The 17,669-nt window shown below is 47.2% G+C and carries 11 protein-coding genes and 1 pseudogene; all 12 read right to left on the bottom strand.

Annotation, left to right across the window (positions count from 1 at the left end; translation table 11 throughout):
* Positions 1-119: 119 nt before the first annotated feature.
* On the bottom strand, positions 120-1,064 hold the full coding sequence (locus ACW6QF_RS06805) for a FecR family protein (protein ID WP_456087252.1): 945 nt from the start codon (positions 1,062-1,064) through the stop codon (positions 120-122).
* Between the two features lie 32 nt (positions 1,065-1,096).
* Positions 1,097-3,085, bottom strand: a complete 1,989-nt coding sequence (locus ACW6QF_RS06800) for a hypothetical protein (protein WP_456087251.1) — start codon at positions 3,083-3,085, stop codon at positions 1,097-1,099.
* Between the two features lie 71 nt (positions 3,086-3,156).
* Complete coding sequence (locus ACW6QF_RS06795) at positions 3,157-3,711, bottom strand: RNA polymerase sigma-70 factor (RefSeq protein WP_298553076.1); 555 nt, start codon at positions 3,709-3,711, stop codon at positions 3,157-3,159.
* 86 nt (positions 3,712-3,797) lie between these two features.
* Positions 3,798-4,652 (bottom strand): annotated as a pseudogene (locus ACW6QF_RS06790) (glycoside hydrolase family 31 protein); the annotation flags it as partial.
* A gap of 57 nt (positions 4,653-4,709) precedes the next feature.
* Positions 4,710-6,866, bottom strand: coding sequence for an alpha-N-acetylglucosaminidase (locus ACW6QF_RS06785; protein WP_456087250.1), 2,157 nt, complete (start codon positions 6,864-6,866; stop codon positions 4,710-4,712).
* Positions 6,863-8,434: a DUF4832 domain-containing protein gene (locus ACW6QF_RS06780; RefSeq protein ID WP_456087249.1), complete on the bottom strand. Its 1,572-nt coding sequence runs from the start codon at positions 8,432-8,434 to the stop codon at positions 6,863-6,865. Before ACW6QF_RS06780 ends, ACW6QF_RS06785 begins: the two co-directional genes overlap by 4 nt.
* Before the next feature lies 1 nt (position 8,435).
* Positions 8,436-9,611, bottom strand: a complete 1,176-nt coding sequence (locus ACW6QF_RS06775; RefSeq protein WP_456087248.1) for a family 16 glycosylhydrolase — start codon at positions 9,609-9,611, stop codon at positions 8,436-8,438.
* Between the two features lie 160 nt (positions 9,612-9,771).
* On the bottom strand, positions 9,772-10,443 hold the full coding sequence (locus tag ACW6QF_RS06770; protein ID WP_456087247.1) for a DUF4874 domain-containing protein: 672 nt from the start codon (positions 10,441-10,443) through the stop codon (positions 9,772-9,774).
* 68 nt (positions 10,444-10,511) lie between these two features.
* Positions 10,512-12,011 carry a RagB/SusD family nutrient uptake outer membrane protein gene (locus tag ACW6QF_RS06765; protein ID WP_456087270.1) on the bottom strand — a complete coding sequence of 500 codons (1,500 nt, stop codon included), beginning with the start codon at positions 12,009-12,011 and terminating at the stop codon, positions 10,512-10,514.
* A 23-nt stretch (positions 12,012-12,034) separates the two neighbouring features.
* Complete coding sequence (locus ACW6QF_RS06760; protein WP_456087246.1) at positions 12,035-15,484, bottom strand: TonB-dependent receptor; 3,450 nt, start codon at positions 15,482-15,484, stop codon at positions 12,035-12,037.
* Between the two features lie 157 nt (positions 15,485-15,641).
* Complete coding sequence (locus ACW6QF_RS06755; protein WP_456087245.1) at positions 15,642-16,622, bottom strand: FecR family protein; 981 nt, start codon at positions 16,620-16,622, stop codon at positions 15,642-15,644.
* Between the two features lie 482 nt (positions 16,623-17,104).
* A complete protein-coding gene (locus ACW6QF_RS06750; protein WP_298553089.1) occupies positions 17,105-17,650 on the bottom strand; it encodes an RNA polymerase sigma-70 factor in 546 nt (181 codons plus the stop codon).
* Positions 17,651-17,669: the final 19 nt, after the last annotated feature.

The following is a 17,669-nucleotide window of genomic DNA, read 5'->3' as shown; positions in this document are numbered from 1 at the left end:
TTGTGTTAGACATGTGTTAGTTGCAAGGCGGTGAATCTCGCACATTCATCGCCTTTTTACATTGTTTTCCGTGCTTTATTTCATTCCATAGGCATTTCTCGTTTTTAATTTAAGGTTACTTACTTGATATAGATAATCGTGTTATCGTCACTACGGGTAAAGCTAAAACGCGTACTGCGTTGCAACACCTGCAAGATGAAATCCACACCGTCCGAGACACGGCATTTACCGCTGCATTTATAGTCATGCAGTCTTTCGTTCCGGATTACGATACGGATATCATATGTCTTTTCAAAGCGTTGCATCAAATCGGCAAAACGGATATCCTCAAAACAGATCAGCCCCTCTTTCCAACGATAATCATCCAGGTTGCGGATCGATTCGACCACCATATCATTGCCTCTCAATTCAGCTTTCTGCATAGGGGCAAGCCGAAGCTTCGATCCCGGTTCCAGGTTGTTCGTCAATTCGATAGAACCTTCCAACAGAGCAGCGGAGAACTCACAATTCAGCTCCTCCGCCCGGACATTGAATTTCGTTCCCAAAACTTTTATATCGTATCGATTCGTTTGTACGACAAAAGGATGTTCCGCATCTTTAGATACGTCGAAATAGGCTTCCCCCTTCAGCGAGACGTTACGGGTTTCCTCCTTAAAAGAGGCCGGATAGGTCAATTCGCTACAAGCGTTCAGCCAAACGTTCGTCCCATCGGACAGGGTGATATTCGCCCGCTGACCCGGAGGGACGGAAATCTTGTTCATCGCCAACGCAGGAGCCGGCTTCGCCATACGGTCATATATGTACAAGGCGGATACTATCAAAACGGATATTGCAGCAGCTATCTTCAGGGATTCTCCTATAACGGAAGGCAAACTGAAACGGCGGGCGGCCCGTTCCGAAAGGCTATTTTTCGCCTGATGCAACAACAGCACATCAAAATATTTCCGCTCTTTTATCAGCTCTTCCCTATTTTTATCAGAAGCATCCGCCCAATTGCAGACAGCCTCTTCCTCCTCAAAAGAAGCTGTCCCTGCAAAAAACCGATGTAATACTTTTTTGTCCATATACTATATAAGCACTCCCCGGAAGCAACCCCCTAAAATTTTATCCGGATATTTTCACCTTCTTTTATTTTCCGGTTGCTGATCGTTTTTCCGTCGGAGAGAACGGCAACTTGCAATTTATCTCCGGCACGCTTCACCTCGATATCGAAGACCTTTCCGAAAGCGCAGATCTTCCGCAGGTTCATGTGATCCCACTCCTGCGGGAGGCGGGGAGTAAAGACAAATGAATTCAGGCCGGTCGGGCGAATACCGAACATGCCTTCCGTGATGATGCGGCAATACAAACCGCTTTCGGCCGACAAATGGCGTTGGCTGCCTTCCGGCCATGCCTCGATGGCATAAGGGACATGTTCTCCCAACAAACGCTGGGAAGAGTAGAACTTCAGGTAATCTGTGGCTTTCTCCGTTTCGCCGCAAGCATACACGCCACGCAAAGCATACAAGGTGGAACGATCCCAGAATGTTTCACTTCCGGCCTGCGTCAGCAAACCGTTTTCCGTCCACAGGCGCGGCGAGAACAAAGCCTGTATGGTCGCATCTTTCCGGTCCTGGATTCCAACCGTGAGCGGTATGCAGATCCAGGAACGCAGGACATCGTTGCCTTCATAATATTTATAAGTATCGAATCCCTCGACGGTCCCGCCGAAATAGCGGTCGATATTTTTCTTCAGCGTTGTAGCCTGACGAGCATAGGCAGCTACCGGCTTACCCAAATCTTTTCCTAAATAACCGGCTGAGATCAAAGCATCATAATATAAGGAAGAAGTACAAAGATTTGCTTTTCCGGCAGGGAAACGGTTTTCCAGTTCATCCGCATCGGAAGCCACAACTCCGCCTTCGTTCAAATTGCGCCGGCAATATTCCAGGCACCATTCGATCAGCGGCCATAATTTTTCGGCCTCCTCCTTGTCTCCGCATGACAAAGCATAACGGGAAGCGCCATACGCAACCATTGCCGCATCGCCACGGTCGCCGGCTCCCGCCCAGATGTCGATGCCTTCGGCTATGATCGAACTGGGGATCGGCTTGTATTCCGGATTCATGAAACGGGCAAAGTGCTCATAGGAACACAGTGCGGAGCGGTTTCCAATCTCATATCCTAAATAAGGGAAGAAGGGATTGATATATTCCGCCTGGTCGTTCGCCCAGATAGCGGCATAATAGGATTCGCCGCCGGGGCCGTGCATCAAGCCGCCTTTCGTGTCGTAAATACTTTCGGCACCGCGTATTTTTGCAAAGGCGAACATCGTGTTGATGACAGGATCGGGCGTATCTAAGACCAGCTTGTCCCAAAATCCGGCAATCAACGCTTGGCGGGCCTGCAATTCCTGCTCTATGTCGAAAGCCTGTTCATTTTCATCCTTCTTATATCCGGCGAAGGTCGCGCTGAAGGTCAACTCCTCGCCCGGTTGCAACTGGCGGGCCGCTTGTCCGTTGATAGTCGAAACCAGCTTGTAGCTACCCTCCACCCCTTTCGCAGGATCCGTCCCGATCACCGAACGGGAAGAAGGGATTTCCACCGACACGACGGATTCGCCTGTATTCCGCAAAATATATTTTTCACAAAAAGCAGGATTCTTGGTGGAAGGGAACAGGATGCGGGTCAGGCCGAGCTTGCCTTTGCGGGGAAGCACATATTCGCTCTGCACGACCATCGTGCCGTTCAACGTGACCTCTTTTACTTTTTCGTTCAGCAACGACTGCCCGTTTACTTCGACCATATCCGTCACGTCCCAGGCAAAACGGCGCATCAGGCTGGCATGCGTATTGTTTGGGATCGTGCGGAGCATCGGCCATACCAGACTCCTGTTCAGCAGAAAAGCCCCGTTCGCATCGACTCCGTAACGCAGGACGGTCGAAACTTTCAACCCGCTCATTTCGATATGGTCTTCATGCGGGACGCGTCCGTCTATCTGCCAGGTAATACCACCGGCAGGATTAATGACCCAACGATCGGCTGCCGAAACGGAAAGGCAACTGATCCATAAAAGAGATAAAAGGCAATAAATCTGTTTTTTCATGTTATTTAATTGATAATGTGTTTTTCAAACTTCCTATAATAATAAGCACTTCAAACGGAGAACCCCCTAAATCATATGAACAACAGGATAGTCATATAATCCTTCAACTGCACCTTTAAGATCCTCAATGCTTTGGAAATATGGAACTCCACGCTCTTGACGGAGAGCGAAAAATGGGCGGCGATTTCCGGATAGGTTTTATTTTCATAGCGGCTCATGATAAAGATCCGGCGGGTCTTGTCGGACATCATCGCCAAGGCCTCATCGACGAGCCGTCCGGCTTCCGAACTGAAGATTTCCTGCGGGTCGCAGGCTTCAAGGGTGGCGATCCGCAGGTCGTTCACCCGCTGCTGGTGTTCCTGGATGCGTTGTTCCACATCCTCGCGGACACGAAGATGGCGAAGGTAGTTCAGGCATTTATGTTTGATCGCTTCCAAGATATAGGCAGGGATATTCGAATCGGATGCAAGCGCGTGGCGGTTTTCCCAGTAATACATGATCCCCTCGACAGCAATATCTTCCGCTGCCGCTTCATCTTGTGTGTACGTATTGGCGAAACGCACAAACAATCCGTGATAATCGGCAAACAATTTGTTAAAAGCTTTTATCTCCGAGGTAGTTTCCATGGTTCCTTTATTCGCGGATAAAGATAATATAAATTTCCTAACAGAAAGTTTCCGGAAAGAGTGTTTTCCGGAAACTTTCTGCGTATTTATCTTATTTTTTCAAACCAAGGAAGGCGTTCCAAAGGAGCCGCCACGTCGATCGTTTTCGGCCCCTTGAACTTTTTGCCCGTATCGTCCAGCCATACGCCTTTTGGCAACTGCACTTTGCGTGTATTCCCTTTCGTCAGTACCGGAGCAACCAAATATTTGTCGCCCAACATGAACTGGTCTTTACAATCGATGAAACCTTGATGCGGGAACGCATATTCCATATGACGGATAATCGGTTCCCCGGTCTTTGCGGCATGATGCGCCTGTTCGAGGATGTATGCTCCCATCTTTTCATGCAGACGGGCATAATCGCGGCAGATCGCCAGATGTTCCGCATCGAGGATACGCCACGGGGCTACCGAAAATTGCATCATCGGCATCAAGGCGTGTACCTGGCAGGAACGGACAATCAATTCCTGGTCGAGCTTCGTCTGGTCTACCCCCAAGAAAGAAGCGAACTGTCCGCCGCCGATCATATCCGGGCAGGCGTATGCATAGCCCAACAGGCCGGCAGCCATCATGTCGGGTATCAGCAGACCGACTGCTTTCCAAGAGTAATCCTTGTCACCGAGGCGTTGGACCAATGCTTCGCCGCCCATCTTCCATCCGGCCCGGTATTCATTGAACGGGAAGTCCAACCCGATCTTCGCCCAATACCGGCACATATCGACGGAAGTAGCCGACTTATCGTAAAACTCCAGTTCCGGGTCGTTATAATGGCCGATGTCACCGGCATCGAACTTAAAACCATCCGCCCCGTATTTCTCCTGCATGCCGCGCAACTGTTGTTTCAGATGTTCGGCAGCCGCCGGATTACTCAGGTCATAGCAGGCGCTATAGCCGTTCCACCAAGAGTAATCCGTGCCTAAAAGAAAGTACAACAGGAATTCTCTCACGACAATAAATCATCAGTTGCCGAATATTTCGGCAAATATACGTTTTACGGTTGGAATGCAATCGCCATCCGGCTGGTTGGAGTAAGGATTTGTTTGCCTTGTCCAAGGTTCCTCGATCGCATAGAAGTCGATCTTTGCCGGAGTTTTACCCTCCAAAAGCCGTGTCTGATAGTCGAACCAGGTCTTCCAACGCATATAATAGAAATCTTTCAGGATACCGTTCCATTCACGATGGGCATAATCACGCAAGCCGCCTTCGTCGGCCGCCAACCGGTTGCCCCAGGTCGTGATCTGCACACGGGCGTTCCATTCGTACAAGTCCTTTTCTTCGGAGGTATTTCCCAGACTGCGGGCCCGGCCAATCCAAGTTCCGACCCTGAACTCCGGGCGTGTTCCGAGCAATTCGTCCTGCAACAGGATCAGGCGCAGGAAACGGTCGGCGGCATCCTTATACAAAACCTTGTCGCCGGCAGCGAAGGCCGCTTCCACGACTTTTTCCGTCAGACGTCCTTTCTCGGCGATTGCCTGGCGGACGATATCGACCAGATCATACTCGAAATTATTGTTTCCCTTGAACTGATCGGCAACAGACACCATCATGGCGGCGGCACGGATCACATCGTTCGGATCGTAATAATCTTCCATTTCCGACCAGCTCGAAACCAGATACGGATGATCGGTAGGACGGGCACAGAACACGGACTCATGGGTTCCCTGCTGCGTATTCGCGTCCGGACAGTTATAGATGGAATTGCTCAACAGAACCCATGCATCCTCAACAGCCGGATCGCTCTTTCCGTAACGGGCCGCCGTGTAGGCTTTCAACCACTGATCCTTATCGAAACGCTGCGAGCGCCAAGGCAGTTCGGTCAGCAGCTCGAACATCACCGGGTTGTTTTCGCTTCCTTCCATCGTCATGCCGACCCCTTTCAGCGTCGTGCCGAAGGGGCTTTCCTTTGCCTTATAGAACTCGTCGATCACATGTTTCATCTTTCCGTGCAACCCGACGTTTCCTCCATAGTTCAACAACATGCAGTAAATCCAGTCGTGCTGCCCGAAACCATTCTTCCGATACCAGGTAGAGGCCGGATCCCCCCACTGCGGACGGCTTTCCGCAAACAAATCCAACACGATCAGATCACCGGCTTTCAGATTCTCGATCATCCGGGGACGCGGGTTCGCCTGCCAGGCCTGCGCCACCCAAACGGCTTCCGGATTGTTCTTTTTCATCGCCTGCATAATCGCTTTGCCGGCCGCATCCAGATCCACGCCGGCCACACTCCCGCCTTCATGGAACGGGTCCATGCTGTAATAGTTCGCTTTGCCGTACAACTTATTCATCTCCTTATAATATAAGGAAGCAATCTCCTGGAACCGAGGGTCGGTCGGCTGCAAAAATGCCGGACGACGATATCCGCACCACAAACCCGGATCGGAGACATTCAAGCCTAACTTTTCTTTTGCATTATGGGGAACCATGCCGGAGTATCCGGGGAAGACCGGCTCGATACCGTACTCACGCATCCGCTTCACGATCTGTTTCTGCAAAGCGACCTGCTGCCGGTACCAACTGTCCGGATTCGGACCGCCCCAACCTTCCAGGTTGTTCATCAGCCACCAAGCCTGGAAACCGGGACCGGCTACAAACTCGTCGATCTCCTCCTTCGTATAGTCCAACTTGCTCAATACATTGTACCAGACACCATCCGTCCCGACCATCGCCAACGGCAGGTTGATCCCGTGCAACGCCATCCAGTCGATCTCTTTCTCCCAACGCGCCCAATCCCAGAAAGCCATCGTATAGGAAAACGTACAATAGTTGAAGTCATAACGGTATTTCATATCCGTCTCATGACGTTCCTTCTGCTTCACGGCGGGCAGGACTTCGGGCAACTCCGCCTGCATGCCGTTCCAGGAAAGATGAATCCCGGCATAATATTTCAGATACCAGTTCAACCCGGAAGCGATACTCACATAATTGTTTCCACGGATCACCACCTTGTCGCCTTTCTGGTCGAGTTCGAAGAAATCGGCAGGCGATTTGACCTGTTCAATCACAAATTTACGCGATGCACCTTTGTCGATACGTTCCAGCAACCCTTCGATAGGGGAAGCCGCCTTAACGGCAAGCGCAACCAGCAGCAAGCCGAGGATATGGATGATTTTCATTTGATAGAGATTTTATTCATTAAGATATTGACACCATACTTTCCGTCAGGCGACACCCACCATTGCGTATCGCCATTCGCGCAACGGATCGCGCAACGGTTATCATACTGCAGACGAGCGGAACCGTCCGGAATCCATAGGCCGAGGCGGTACGTCCTTTTTTCCAGGTCTGCCGGAATTTGCAGATCGGTCGAAATTGTATGCAGCAACGGAGTACATGCGCTATCACCCGGCTCATACGGTTGCCAGTCGTTCACATCCGCATCGGTCAAGGCGGCATGGCAGACCTTGCCAGACTCGTCGATCAGGACCAGATAGACCGGATGTTCGTTAAACAAGGTCGAGAATCCCCGGTTTACCAAAGATATCTCGACCGGATTAGCCTGCCCGGCAAGCAAAGTCGCCGGAGCCGTCATCTCCTGCAACTCGATACGGTAACCGAGGTGGTCCCGGATATAATCGAATACGTTCCGTTCTGCCACAGAACCGTCTTTCCTGGTGAAATATCCGTCCGATACCGGCATCTTGTTTTCCCGCAGGAATTCTACGGAAACAGGGGTTTCCTTCCAATACATCATGGAATACTTCTCTTTCGTATTCTTTTCTTTATAGTTATGGGTCGCACTAAGCGAAGTGAAATGTTGCAGGAACAGGCGCCGTGCCGTCTGCAATCCGTCGATCACCCATCCGGCTTCGGGATTATCAGGGTCCTCATTCATGCTCCAGGTCCCCCAGGGCAGTTCCCCGTCGACCGGAAGATAAGGAGACTCACGCACAATTTGTTCGTAAGCCGGCGTGCCTTCGGACATTTCACCATCCCAGCGATGTTGCTTGATCACAATAAAATCATCGTGAAAAGAGACACGCTTATAATCATCCGAAACCGGATCCAACAAGTTCTTATATTCGGGAACCCGTATCTGGACAGCCCGCCCTTCCGGTGCCATCCGGCAGATGTGTTGCAAAACAGTCCGTTTCGTCTCGTCCGACTTCTCCAAGCCGTGAAAGGAACTGTGCCATTCTCCCCAAGCGCCGATCATACCGGCTTGCACGACCTGGATCACATCCTTATTCTTTTCGAGAAAAGGCCGGAGCTGTTCCGTATGACGGACGATATCTTCCAACGTCGGCCCCGTTGCCGCCCTTCCCATAAATTGGGTTTCGTAGGCAAAACGGAGCACTGCTTTCTTGCCAAGTTCACGCAGTTTATCAAGAAAAATATTCATCGTCCGGAAATCCGCCTCTGTCAAATCCTTTCCGACTGCTCCCGTCAGATAGAAATAGGTCTGAACCAGGGAAACACTGTCGGATGCATAAAGTTCGGACTGCTCTTCCAGATAGGAGGTGATATCAGGATATTCTTCGGGAGCCCAGACATAGTTCTTTTCCGTTACATCCAGCGCCACTTCAAGACGGAACCCTCTTTCGGGATTATACAGTCCTTCCATACCTGCCGGATCATCCGCATAAATGCCCCGGAAAGTACGATGCTGCACACCGGAGTTGCAAGAGGTGAAATACCCAAGTGCCAATGCGATAGCCAGAGCCAAGGTCACTATGTTCTTCATATCAATCGTTTTTAGTTGTTGTTATAATCAATGTCGCTTCCTGCCCTTTCAGCAAATCATCCGACAGGCCGGTAATCTTTCCGTTCACGATAACGGTCCCGGCATCCTGAACCAGGCGGAAGGCAGTATCGCTCAACGGTTCCCATTCCACGAACTGCTGTGTTACCGTCCCGTCGTTATAATGCACGTTCACAAACGAAGGCGTGTACAACAATTCGCGTGTCACATGTCCGTCAATATCGCGCAAGGTAGCTTTTCCTTCGGATACCTGCAAGCGGGCAGGCTCGATTGCAGTAATACGCAGTTCATTTTCCGGTACCGCCAGACAGCTGTCGGGTATCTTCTTGTACATGCGGATATAGTCGATATCGAAACTCTTCGGATACGGGACAGAGGGATCGTACGTCCCTGTCCAGCCGTTCTTCGCTTTCCGATTGTCATAGAAAGAGATAATCTGGATCAGCGGATACGTGATCGCCGCCTTATGCGTCATCACCTGTATGCCATCCACATAAACGGTTACGCCTTCCGGTGTCCAGTCGAAGCCATATACATGAAACTCATCCGCCAACTTCTTATTGGCAAACCAAGGATGTTCCGTATGATATCGGATCGTCGAGTCTTTCCAGCTATGCACGGTCGACCAGATGCGATCCACATCCGTTCCCAATATTTCAAAGATGTCGATCTCGCAACTCTGGTTCGGATCATCCTCAAAGCCGATCAGCCACCAAGCACAATGCACACCGCCTCCGGCCTGCATCTTCGCCCGCATTTCGTAATAACCATACTGGTTGATCTGCGTAGCTTCGGTCTTAATCCGGTGAAGCGCCTTTCTTTCCGGGTCATAATGATGCATGCCTGTACGGCTGGCACTCATAAAGCCCGATATATACATCCCTTTATCAAACTCGTTCTTCGAATCCCGATCGATCGTCAGCCGGATCACGCCGTCTTTCATTTCGTATGTCGGTGTACAGACAGTCCGGTCTTTCGGCCAGGAAGGCAGATACTCCGGAATCCATTTCGCCCGGTCGATCTCTTTCCCCTCGAACTCATCGTGAAAGATCAAACGGTATCCCTCTTTTTCCAACGGGCTGGCGGGATAATCCTGCGCCATAGCAGAAAAGACAGACATTAATAATCCCAAACAAACAGTTATATATACATTTTTCATAAAACAATATTTTCAGATTTACCATTTTAACAAGCCTACTATATTTAATACGGCTTTCTCATTATACAGATGTTGCAGTCCTCGGTTTTCCACCCATTTTATATCATAAGTCGGATGATGGACCAAAGACGATTGTGCGTCGGGCATCCAAATAGCAACCCTATAAGTACCGTCCATCAATGAAACAGAAATTTTGCCTCGGATACCGCATCTGCAAACAATACTCTTTCGGGAAAATATCCAATAATGTATTGACCAATTTATTTTTTGCCTCTTGATTTTTGCTCAACGGAGAATTATGCCACTCTCCCCATGCACCGATAAAGCCCATCTGACAAGTTGCAACCAAGCCTAAATTCTTCCGTAAAAAAGGGCGGAGTTGCTCCAAATGCCGAGAGATGATAGCCTCTGTTTCGCCTCCGGAGGTATTCAGACCCGTATAATTATATGCGAACCGTAAGATCGCCTTAAAACCCTTTGCCTCCAAATTATCAAAAATCACCTGCATCCGTTCGAATGCCTCTTGTGGAATATCCCGATCTACATAATCGGATAAATACAGATATAACTGTGTCAACGTAATACTGTCTTTCTCCGCACCGAACCGCTTCAAGCGTTCATCTACAAATCCTCCGGGGTAAGTCTCTAAGCGATTGAAAGGATTGATATAATTATGTACAAAATAATTGGACTCCAAATGAAAACCTCTATCCGGATTTCGAAGAGGGATTGCCGGCTCCAAACGTCCCGAAACATTCTGCGACTTTAATTCAACAATATTGCTACTTAATAAATAGGCTAGTACTGCTAAATAATATTTTATGTTTTTCATGTATCATCATTATTTTACAAGAAAGGCCGCTCTTTTCGCGGCCTTTCCATTATCAAATACGAACTACATTAATAACCCGGATTCTGAATGATCTTGCCTTTACCCTCGTTGATAACGGCCTGAGGAATTGCAAAACGTTCACGAATATCAGTAGATGTTTCACCTCGATCAATCGCCGACTGGATAAATTTGCCATGACGGATCAAATCGGAACGGCGGTTTCCTTCCCACCAAAGTTCATGACCACGCTCCAACAACATGTCATCAAGGAAAGCCTGTACATTTGCATAATCAGAAACTTTTCTTGCCGGTAGTTTCGCACGTTCACGGATCATATTCAATAAATCGACAGCTTCCTGCGTCACGGCATTGCCATTACGGACAATTGCTTCTGAAAGCAAAGTCACAACATCGGCATACCGATACACGATCCAGTCTATCTGGCTACCGTCACCCGTAGAGTTGGGATCCTCTCCGTATTTTACAGGAACAGCACCCTGACGATAAATTTCAGTATGGTTTACCTTATCTAGAGCTTCGTCAAAGATGACATTACCGGCGTTATCCGTATATTTTCCGACCAAGGCAGATGTCAGACGATCGTCCCCGTTCTCAAATGTATTGTAAAACGCCCAAGGCACTTTATAACCGTCCCAACGTTGAATAGCAGTATTCTGCACCGGGAAGTTACCGGGTAACGCATGGTCGTGCCATAGCTGCAGGCTAATACCTCTTTGTTCAACACAGGCGAAAATGATCTCTTTGTTCCCTTCATTTTCCAGCGTGAAGATATCGGCATAATTATCCATCAATCCATATCCATAGTCAGACTTCATCAGTTCACGGCCACATTCTTCAGCCTTGCTCCACTGCTCCGTAGACATATAATACTTCATCAGGACTGTATAAGCCAAACCTTTATCGAAACGGCCATATTCATCCTTTGATGCTTTTGTCGGCAGAGCCGAACTTGCAATAGCAGCTTTCAACTCCGTTTCAATAAACGTCTTCATTTCTTCTTCAGAAGCACGGGCAACAACCACATCGTTCAACGGACTGTTTAATTCTTCAAGTGTAGCCAAAGGAACCGGTCCGTAGAAATCGTACAACAAATAACCTAACCATCCGCGTCCCAGATGAATTTCCGCTTCAAACCGGGCACGCATATCGTCGCTCAGTTGCAGATCCTTAATACGATCCTGCACTAAGAGCATCTTGCCTAAATCTTTTGCAAAATTCGTATAATTGATCGTCGAATACTGATGATTCGGATCCCATGTATGCTGTTGCAACGGGATCCAGGCCGTTCCACCCCAACAACAAGCTGCAACATCTGTTGTCATTTCACCAATCGTCTGAACACCGGAAGCGTTATTGAATATACCACCATAAGAATTATTTCTAAATGTAGCATACACATTCGCAGTCATCAAAGCCAAAGCATCTTTTTCCGTTTGAGGGAAAAGAGTCGTATTGATCTGGCTATAATCCTCCGGTTCTAAATCCATGCAAGAAGTAGTTAGCCCCAACAGTCCTGCACACATATATAAATATATCTGTTTCATTATTTTGCTATTTTATCGATAATTAATTAGAATGTAATATCAACTCCTAAACTGAATGAACGAACGTTCGGGTATGACCATTTTGCCGAATTATCCGTTTCCGGGTCGATGCCATCATAGTTCGTAAAAATGAACGGGTTATTAACATCCGCATATACACGCAGATTAGATAAAATATGTTTAGATGTCTCAATCGGGATATTATACCCTAACGTAATATTGCGGCAACGGACAAACCATGTTTTTTCCAGATAATAATCTCCCGTGCCATAAGAACTGTACCCTTGTAAGAAACCGGCCATCGTTCCGTCCGTATTTTGAGAACTCCATACATTTGTTGCAGAAGTCGGCAAGTTATAACCACGGCGTAAATCTCCAATATTATAAGACACCCAATAATTCTTGTAGTTTGTATCCAACAAAGTGTTGAACTGACCGTAGAAATAGATATTAAAATCAAAGTTCTTCCAACGGAGCGTATTGTTAAATCCTAACATAAAGCCCGGATCCTTACGGCCATAAATTTCTTTATCGGCATCATCCAGTTTTCCGTCAGGCTTGCCTGTCTTCAAAGGAATGCCATGTTCGTCTACTTTATAAGAACCGTCTGCGTTGTAAACAAATCCGTTAATATCCTTAATTTTCACCTGTCCCGGCAGAGCATTCGTCATCCAAGGCACCTCTTCTCCCGGCTGTACAAGTCCGTCGGAAACATATCCGGAGAGATAACGCATCGGGCCATCATAAGATTCCCATGCACTTGGAACCCAGCTGTCGATACGTTCTTTCCAGTTATCACGATATAAAGAGAAGGTAAAATCGGATGTCCACTCGAAATCTTTTGTCCGGATATTATTCGTATTGATGGTCAGTTCGACACCCTGGCTGACCGTCATTCCGCTATTTGCCACAATTTTGCTTACTTCATTATAAGAAAGCAAAGGACGTTCTGCCAGCAAACCGGAAACTGTACGATGGAAATATTCAGCTGTTACATTGAAACGGCTATTCAAAAAGCCCAAATCCAAACCGACGTTCCATTCTTTACTTGTTTCCCATGTCAGGGCCGGGTTACCCAATTGGGTCAGATAAACCCCCAGAGTAGAAGAAGAACCGAATATGTTGTTATTTCCTACGCCATAAAAACTCATGGCTTTGTTGCCGACATTCGAGTTACCGGTTTCACCATAGCTTAAACGCAGTTTACCATTTGAAACAACACCTTTCAGATTTTCCATAAAACTTTCTTCAGAGAAACGCCATCCTAAGGCTACAGAAGGGAAATATCCCCAGCGTTCGCCATCGGCAAAATTAGAAGAACCATCCGCACGCAACGAAGCCGTTACCAAATAACGATCTTTATAAGTATAGTTCAAACGAGCAAAGAAAGATGACATCTTTGAGCTGGAAGCATTCGAACCTACAGTTGGCTTATCCGCATTACCGGCTCCCAAATTGTTATACAAGAAAGAATCCATCAGGAAATCATTGTTACCGGCATTTAAACCTTCCTTGTCAAAACGCTGATAAGAATGTCCCAACAAAGCGTTGATACTATGGTCCCCGAAAGACTTCAGGTAAGATGCTGTCAATTCCATCAAATAATCGTTATTATCTTGCTGGGCAATGGTTGCAGCACCATTCTGCTTCTGTCCGTATAAAGTCGTTGTAGGCAGATACGTCTTACGTTTCTGATAGTTACGGTCTAAGCCGAAATTACCTTTGACATGCAAGTTTTTAATCGGCTCAATATCGATATAGAATGTACTGAGCAATCTGTCCTTCATCGTTTTATCCGTAATATCCAACATGGAAACCGGGTTTGGCAAGAAAGTAGCGTCCGGGTTCATCGTGTAATTGCCGTTCTCGTCATAAATCGGCATAAGCGGATTAAAACGTGCCGCAGCCACCAACAAACTGGCATTTTCACTATCGCCATCTCCCAGAGGGACATTATCATATTGACTGCGGGTAGCGGTCAAATTCAAACCCACTTTCACATATTTGCTTAAACGCTGATCCAAATTGGCACGAAGTGAGTAACGATCCATTCCATTGTTCTGCACAACACCATCTTGCAACAGGAAGTTACCGGAAATCATATATTGCGTATTTTCCGTACCACCATTGATGGATACGTTATGGGATGTCTGAACACCGGTACGAAGTACAGGATCCAGCCAATCCGTATTGCGAACAGGATTAGCAATCTCAGCATCTGAATACTTAGGTACATAAGGCGATGAAGCATCCGCTTCGCTCATACCTCCATATATGCCGATCTTATTTTCATACATCCAGTTCTCACGAGTATAGGCATTTGTCAGATTCATAAAAGAGGTTGCGTCCAACATTTCATACGACCTTGCCATCGTCTGGACAGAAGCAGTTCCGGAATAACGCACGACCGGAGCACCGGTTTTTCCTCGTTTCGTCGTAATGATGATCACACCGTTTCCGGCACGAGAACCATAAATAGCAGTCGAACTGGCATCCTTCAATACTTCTACAGATTCGATGTCGTTCGGATTGATCGATGCTAAAATATTATCCTGGCTACCCGATTTATAATATCCTCCATCTACATCACCCGGATTGCTGACAGGAAAACCATCAATGATAATCAAAGGGTCATTCCCCGCAATATCAGAAGAAGCCGCTCCACGGATACGGAAATTAGTCTTTCCACCCGGTTGCGCACTGACTGTATTCACCTGCAAACCGGCAGCTTTACCTGCCAAAACCTGCCCCACGGAAGCAACTGTCGAAACAGGGCTGTCGTCCATCTTGACAGAAGAAACCGCACCTGTCATATCTTTCTTCTTCATCGTACCGTAACCGACAACCACCACTTCTTCCAGAGCCTGCGTATCTTCTTTCAACAGGACGTTGATCACACTCTGGTTCTTCACAGCGATATCCTGCGGAATGTATCCGATGAAGGAAATCTGCAAAGTCGCATTGGCCGGCACTTCGATGGAGAAGTGACCATCCATATCGGTAGTCGTACCGTTGGTCGTACCTTTCTGGATGACGTTCGCACCGGCAACAGGGCCGAAAGCATCGCTTACAGTACCGGTCACCTTACGATCCTGTTGTGCGACAGCGGCAGACGCCGGAGCGACTTCGGAAGTCAGGACGATGTGACGATCCTTGATCGTGTACTTCAAACCTGTTTTAGCTGCAATGGCGTCCAAGACAGTCTGAATGGTAGCATTCTTCTCATTGATAGAGATCTTTTCATTCTTGTTGATCTCTTCCAGATTATAGAAAAACAGGAATTCAGACTGCTTTTCGATCTGTTTCAACACTTTTTCTAACGTCTCATTCTTAGCTGAAACATTTAGAGTGGCAGTTTGTGCATAGGTGGAAGCAACCACGCTCGACAAGCAAACAGCCAACATTAACACGGTTAATTTCATGATTTTTATAGTTCTTTTCAGGTTAAGAGAAACAACTATACGTTGATTATTCATATTTTTGAATGTTTTTAAGATTAAACACGATCCCACGGCAATGGGAGTTTAATTGTTCACACTTTAGAAGAGAAGATCCGGCAAGATTTTCTCTTCTTTTTTGTTTACTACTAACTGGTATTCATATTTCCTACAAAGATTAGCAATTTGTTTTTATTTAGATTTCCGATATTGTCACGTGATGATCGTCGATCTTATACCGGATCGGGATCGACAGATGGATAATCTCCATGATGTCCTTGAGACTTTGCCCGCGATAGAAAGTCCCGGTAAATTTCCGGTGGTTCAACGCTTCCGACTTGACAGTGAACTGCACGCCGTAGACATGGCTCAACCGGTACAGGATAGCTTCCAGACTTTGTTCGGGGAAATAATAATATCCGGTTGTCCACGAGACAAACCGATTGGCGTCGACCTGTTGCAGGAGGGCCGATTGCGTTTTTTTGTTATAGACAAACTGTTCGTTCGGCTTCAGGATCGTAGGGTGTGACAGGTGCTGCGTAGTCAGCAGGACAGAACCTTCCAGCAATGTTGTCGTCAGGAGCGAATCGGCCGGATAAGCGGAGACGTTGAACTTCGTCCCGAGCGCTTCGACAGATTGTTCGTTCGTTTTGACAATAAAAGGCTTATCTTTCTCTTTGGCGACTTCAAAATAGGCTTCCCCTTCCAGATACACGATACGTTCGGATTTACCATAACGGGAATCATAGGAGAAAGAAGTCCGGGTTCCGAGACTGACGCGGGTTCCGTCCGGCAAGACAACCACATCCGCTTCAAGCCCGTCCCCACCTACATAACTGGTAATCCGGTCAGCATGTTCCCTTGAAGAATAGAGAAATACGGTAGAAGTAATCGCTGCGGCAAACATTGCCACAGCCGCATAAGTACTTATGCGCATCAATAAGGTAAACCTTTTGCGCTGGCGGGACTTTCTCTTATCGAGAAGGCGAAGCCAGCTATCATGTATTTCAGAAGCATCGCGGGAGGGGGCACAGGCTTCATAAAGCGCTTTCATCTCGAAAAACAATTTCTTATTGTCCGCACTTTCATTCACCCAAGCATAAAAATCGTCCAAAGACCGACCTTGCAGCCGTCCTTGCAAATACCCGATGATTAATTCCGAATGTTCGTTTTCCATGTTTTCTTAATTATTAGATGTAGATACAAAGTCGACACATGGTTAACTTGGCTCTTACATATACACAACGAACGGGAGGAAAAAAGTACTCACAAGAAAAATGATTTTTTTATAAAATATCTCCATGGCATCGCTAAAACAGAGCATTCGGTTACCGTTATTCATTTTATTTCATATCTTTATCATTGGGAAAAGGCGCGTTATAGAGATAACATATACAGTAAAGGGGGGCGCAGGGCTGACTTTATTTGCTTTGTTCACCCGGCAATTATCAGGATTTCACCAATAGTATTTCAAAATTCCCCGGCATGTAATTTGTTTTCGACAATGTCGTATATATTCCCGACAATGTCAAACATATACTTGACAATGTCGAATTTATTCCCGACAATGTAGAAAACAGATTACACTTGCATCTACAGGACAATATCCCTATTGGAAACTTACGAAAGAGTGCCTATGTTGAAAAACAGGAACAGCATTCAATCGAGAAGGAAGATAAGCAGGAACAGATTCGAACAGTTCTTGCGCAGATAAAGGAGGGAACGATAGAGCAGGTTCTCGACCGTACGTACGGAAAGATTCAGGTGTTCCGCTATTTCGGCCGCTTTCATGCCTTCGAGATAGGACATGCGGAAGACTTGCCGGCTTCTTTCAGGCAGCTCGGCTACCTTTTTCATCAACAGATCGAGCAGGTCTTTTCGCATGAAGAGTTCGTCGGATGCCTCAAAGAAGTCAAGTTCGTCCAATTTTAGCTGAAGGGCGCGATGATCGATGATCTCCTGCTCCATATTTATCCGGCGAAGATAATCCAGGCAGGCATTCCGGACGGAGACATAAAGCACCCGTTTCAGGTCATTCTCCGGAAGGCGGAACACCTGCTTGTCCCACAGTTTCAGGAATACATCATGAACAATATCTTCGGCAAAGAAGCCGGAAACGAACTTCTCCGCGAAGCGCATCAACATCGGGGCATACTCCGTATAAATATGCTGATATTGATCTATGTCCAAAGATGTATTCCCCATATTTGCAAATATAGAAAAA

The sequence above is a fragment of the Parabacteroides sp. genome (genome assembly GCF_977054455.1).
Note: the sequence above shows the minus strand (reverse complement) of the source record. Positions and strands in the feature narration are given on the sequence as shown.

What these genes read in the sequence shown, in the direction of transcription:
- ACW6QF_RS06805 (WP_456087252.1), bottom strand. Translation starts at nt 1,064, where the DNA reads ATGGACAAAAAAGTATTACATCGGTTTTTTGCAGGGACAGCTTCTTTT.
- ACW6QF_RS06800 (WP_456087251.1), bottom strand. Translation starts at nt 3,085, where the DNA reads ATGAAAAAACAGATTTATTGCCTTTTATCTCTTTTATGGATCAGTTGC.
- ACW6QF_RS06795 (WP_298553076.1), bottom strand. Translation starts at nt 3,711, where the DNA reads ATGGAAACTACCTCGGAGATAAAAGCTTTTAACAAATTGTTTGCCGAT.
- ACW6QF_RS06785 (WP_456087250.1), bottom strand. Translation starts at nt 6,866, where the DNA reads ATGAAAATCATCCATATCCTCGGCTTGCTGCTGGTTGCGCTTGCCGTT.
- ACW6QF_RS06780 (WP_456087249.1), bottom strand. Translation starts at nt 8,434, where the DNA reads ATGAAGAACATAGTGACCTTGGCTCTGGCTATCGCATTGGCACTTGGG.
- ACW6QF_RS06775 (WP_456087248.1), bottom strand. Translation starts at nt 9,611, where the DNA reads ATGAAAAATGTATATATAACTGTTTGTTTGGGATTATTAATGTCTGTC.
- ACW6QF_RS06770 (WP_456087247.1), bottom strand. Translation starts at nt 10,443, where the DNA reads ATGAAAAACATAAAATATTATTTAGCAGTACTAGCCTATTTATTAAGT.
- ACW6QF_RS06760 (WP_456087246.1), bottom strand. Translation starts at nt 15,484, where the DNA reads ATGAATAATCAACGTATAGTTGTTTCTCTTAACCTGAAAAGAACTATA.
- ACW6QF_RS06755 (WP_456087245.1), bottom strand. Translation starts at nt 16,622, where the DNA reads ATGGAAAACGAACATTCGGAATTAATCATCGGGTATTTGCAAGGACGG.
- ACW6QF_RS06750 (WP_298553089.1), bottom strand. Translation starts at nt 17,650, where the DNA reads ATGGGGAATACATCTTTGGACATAGATCAATATCAGCATATTTATACG.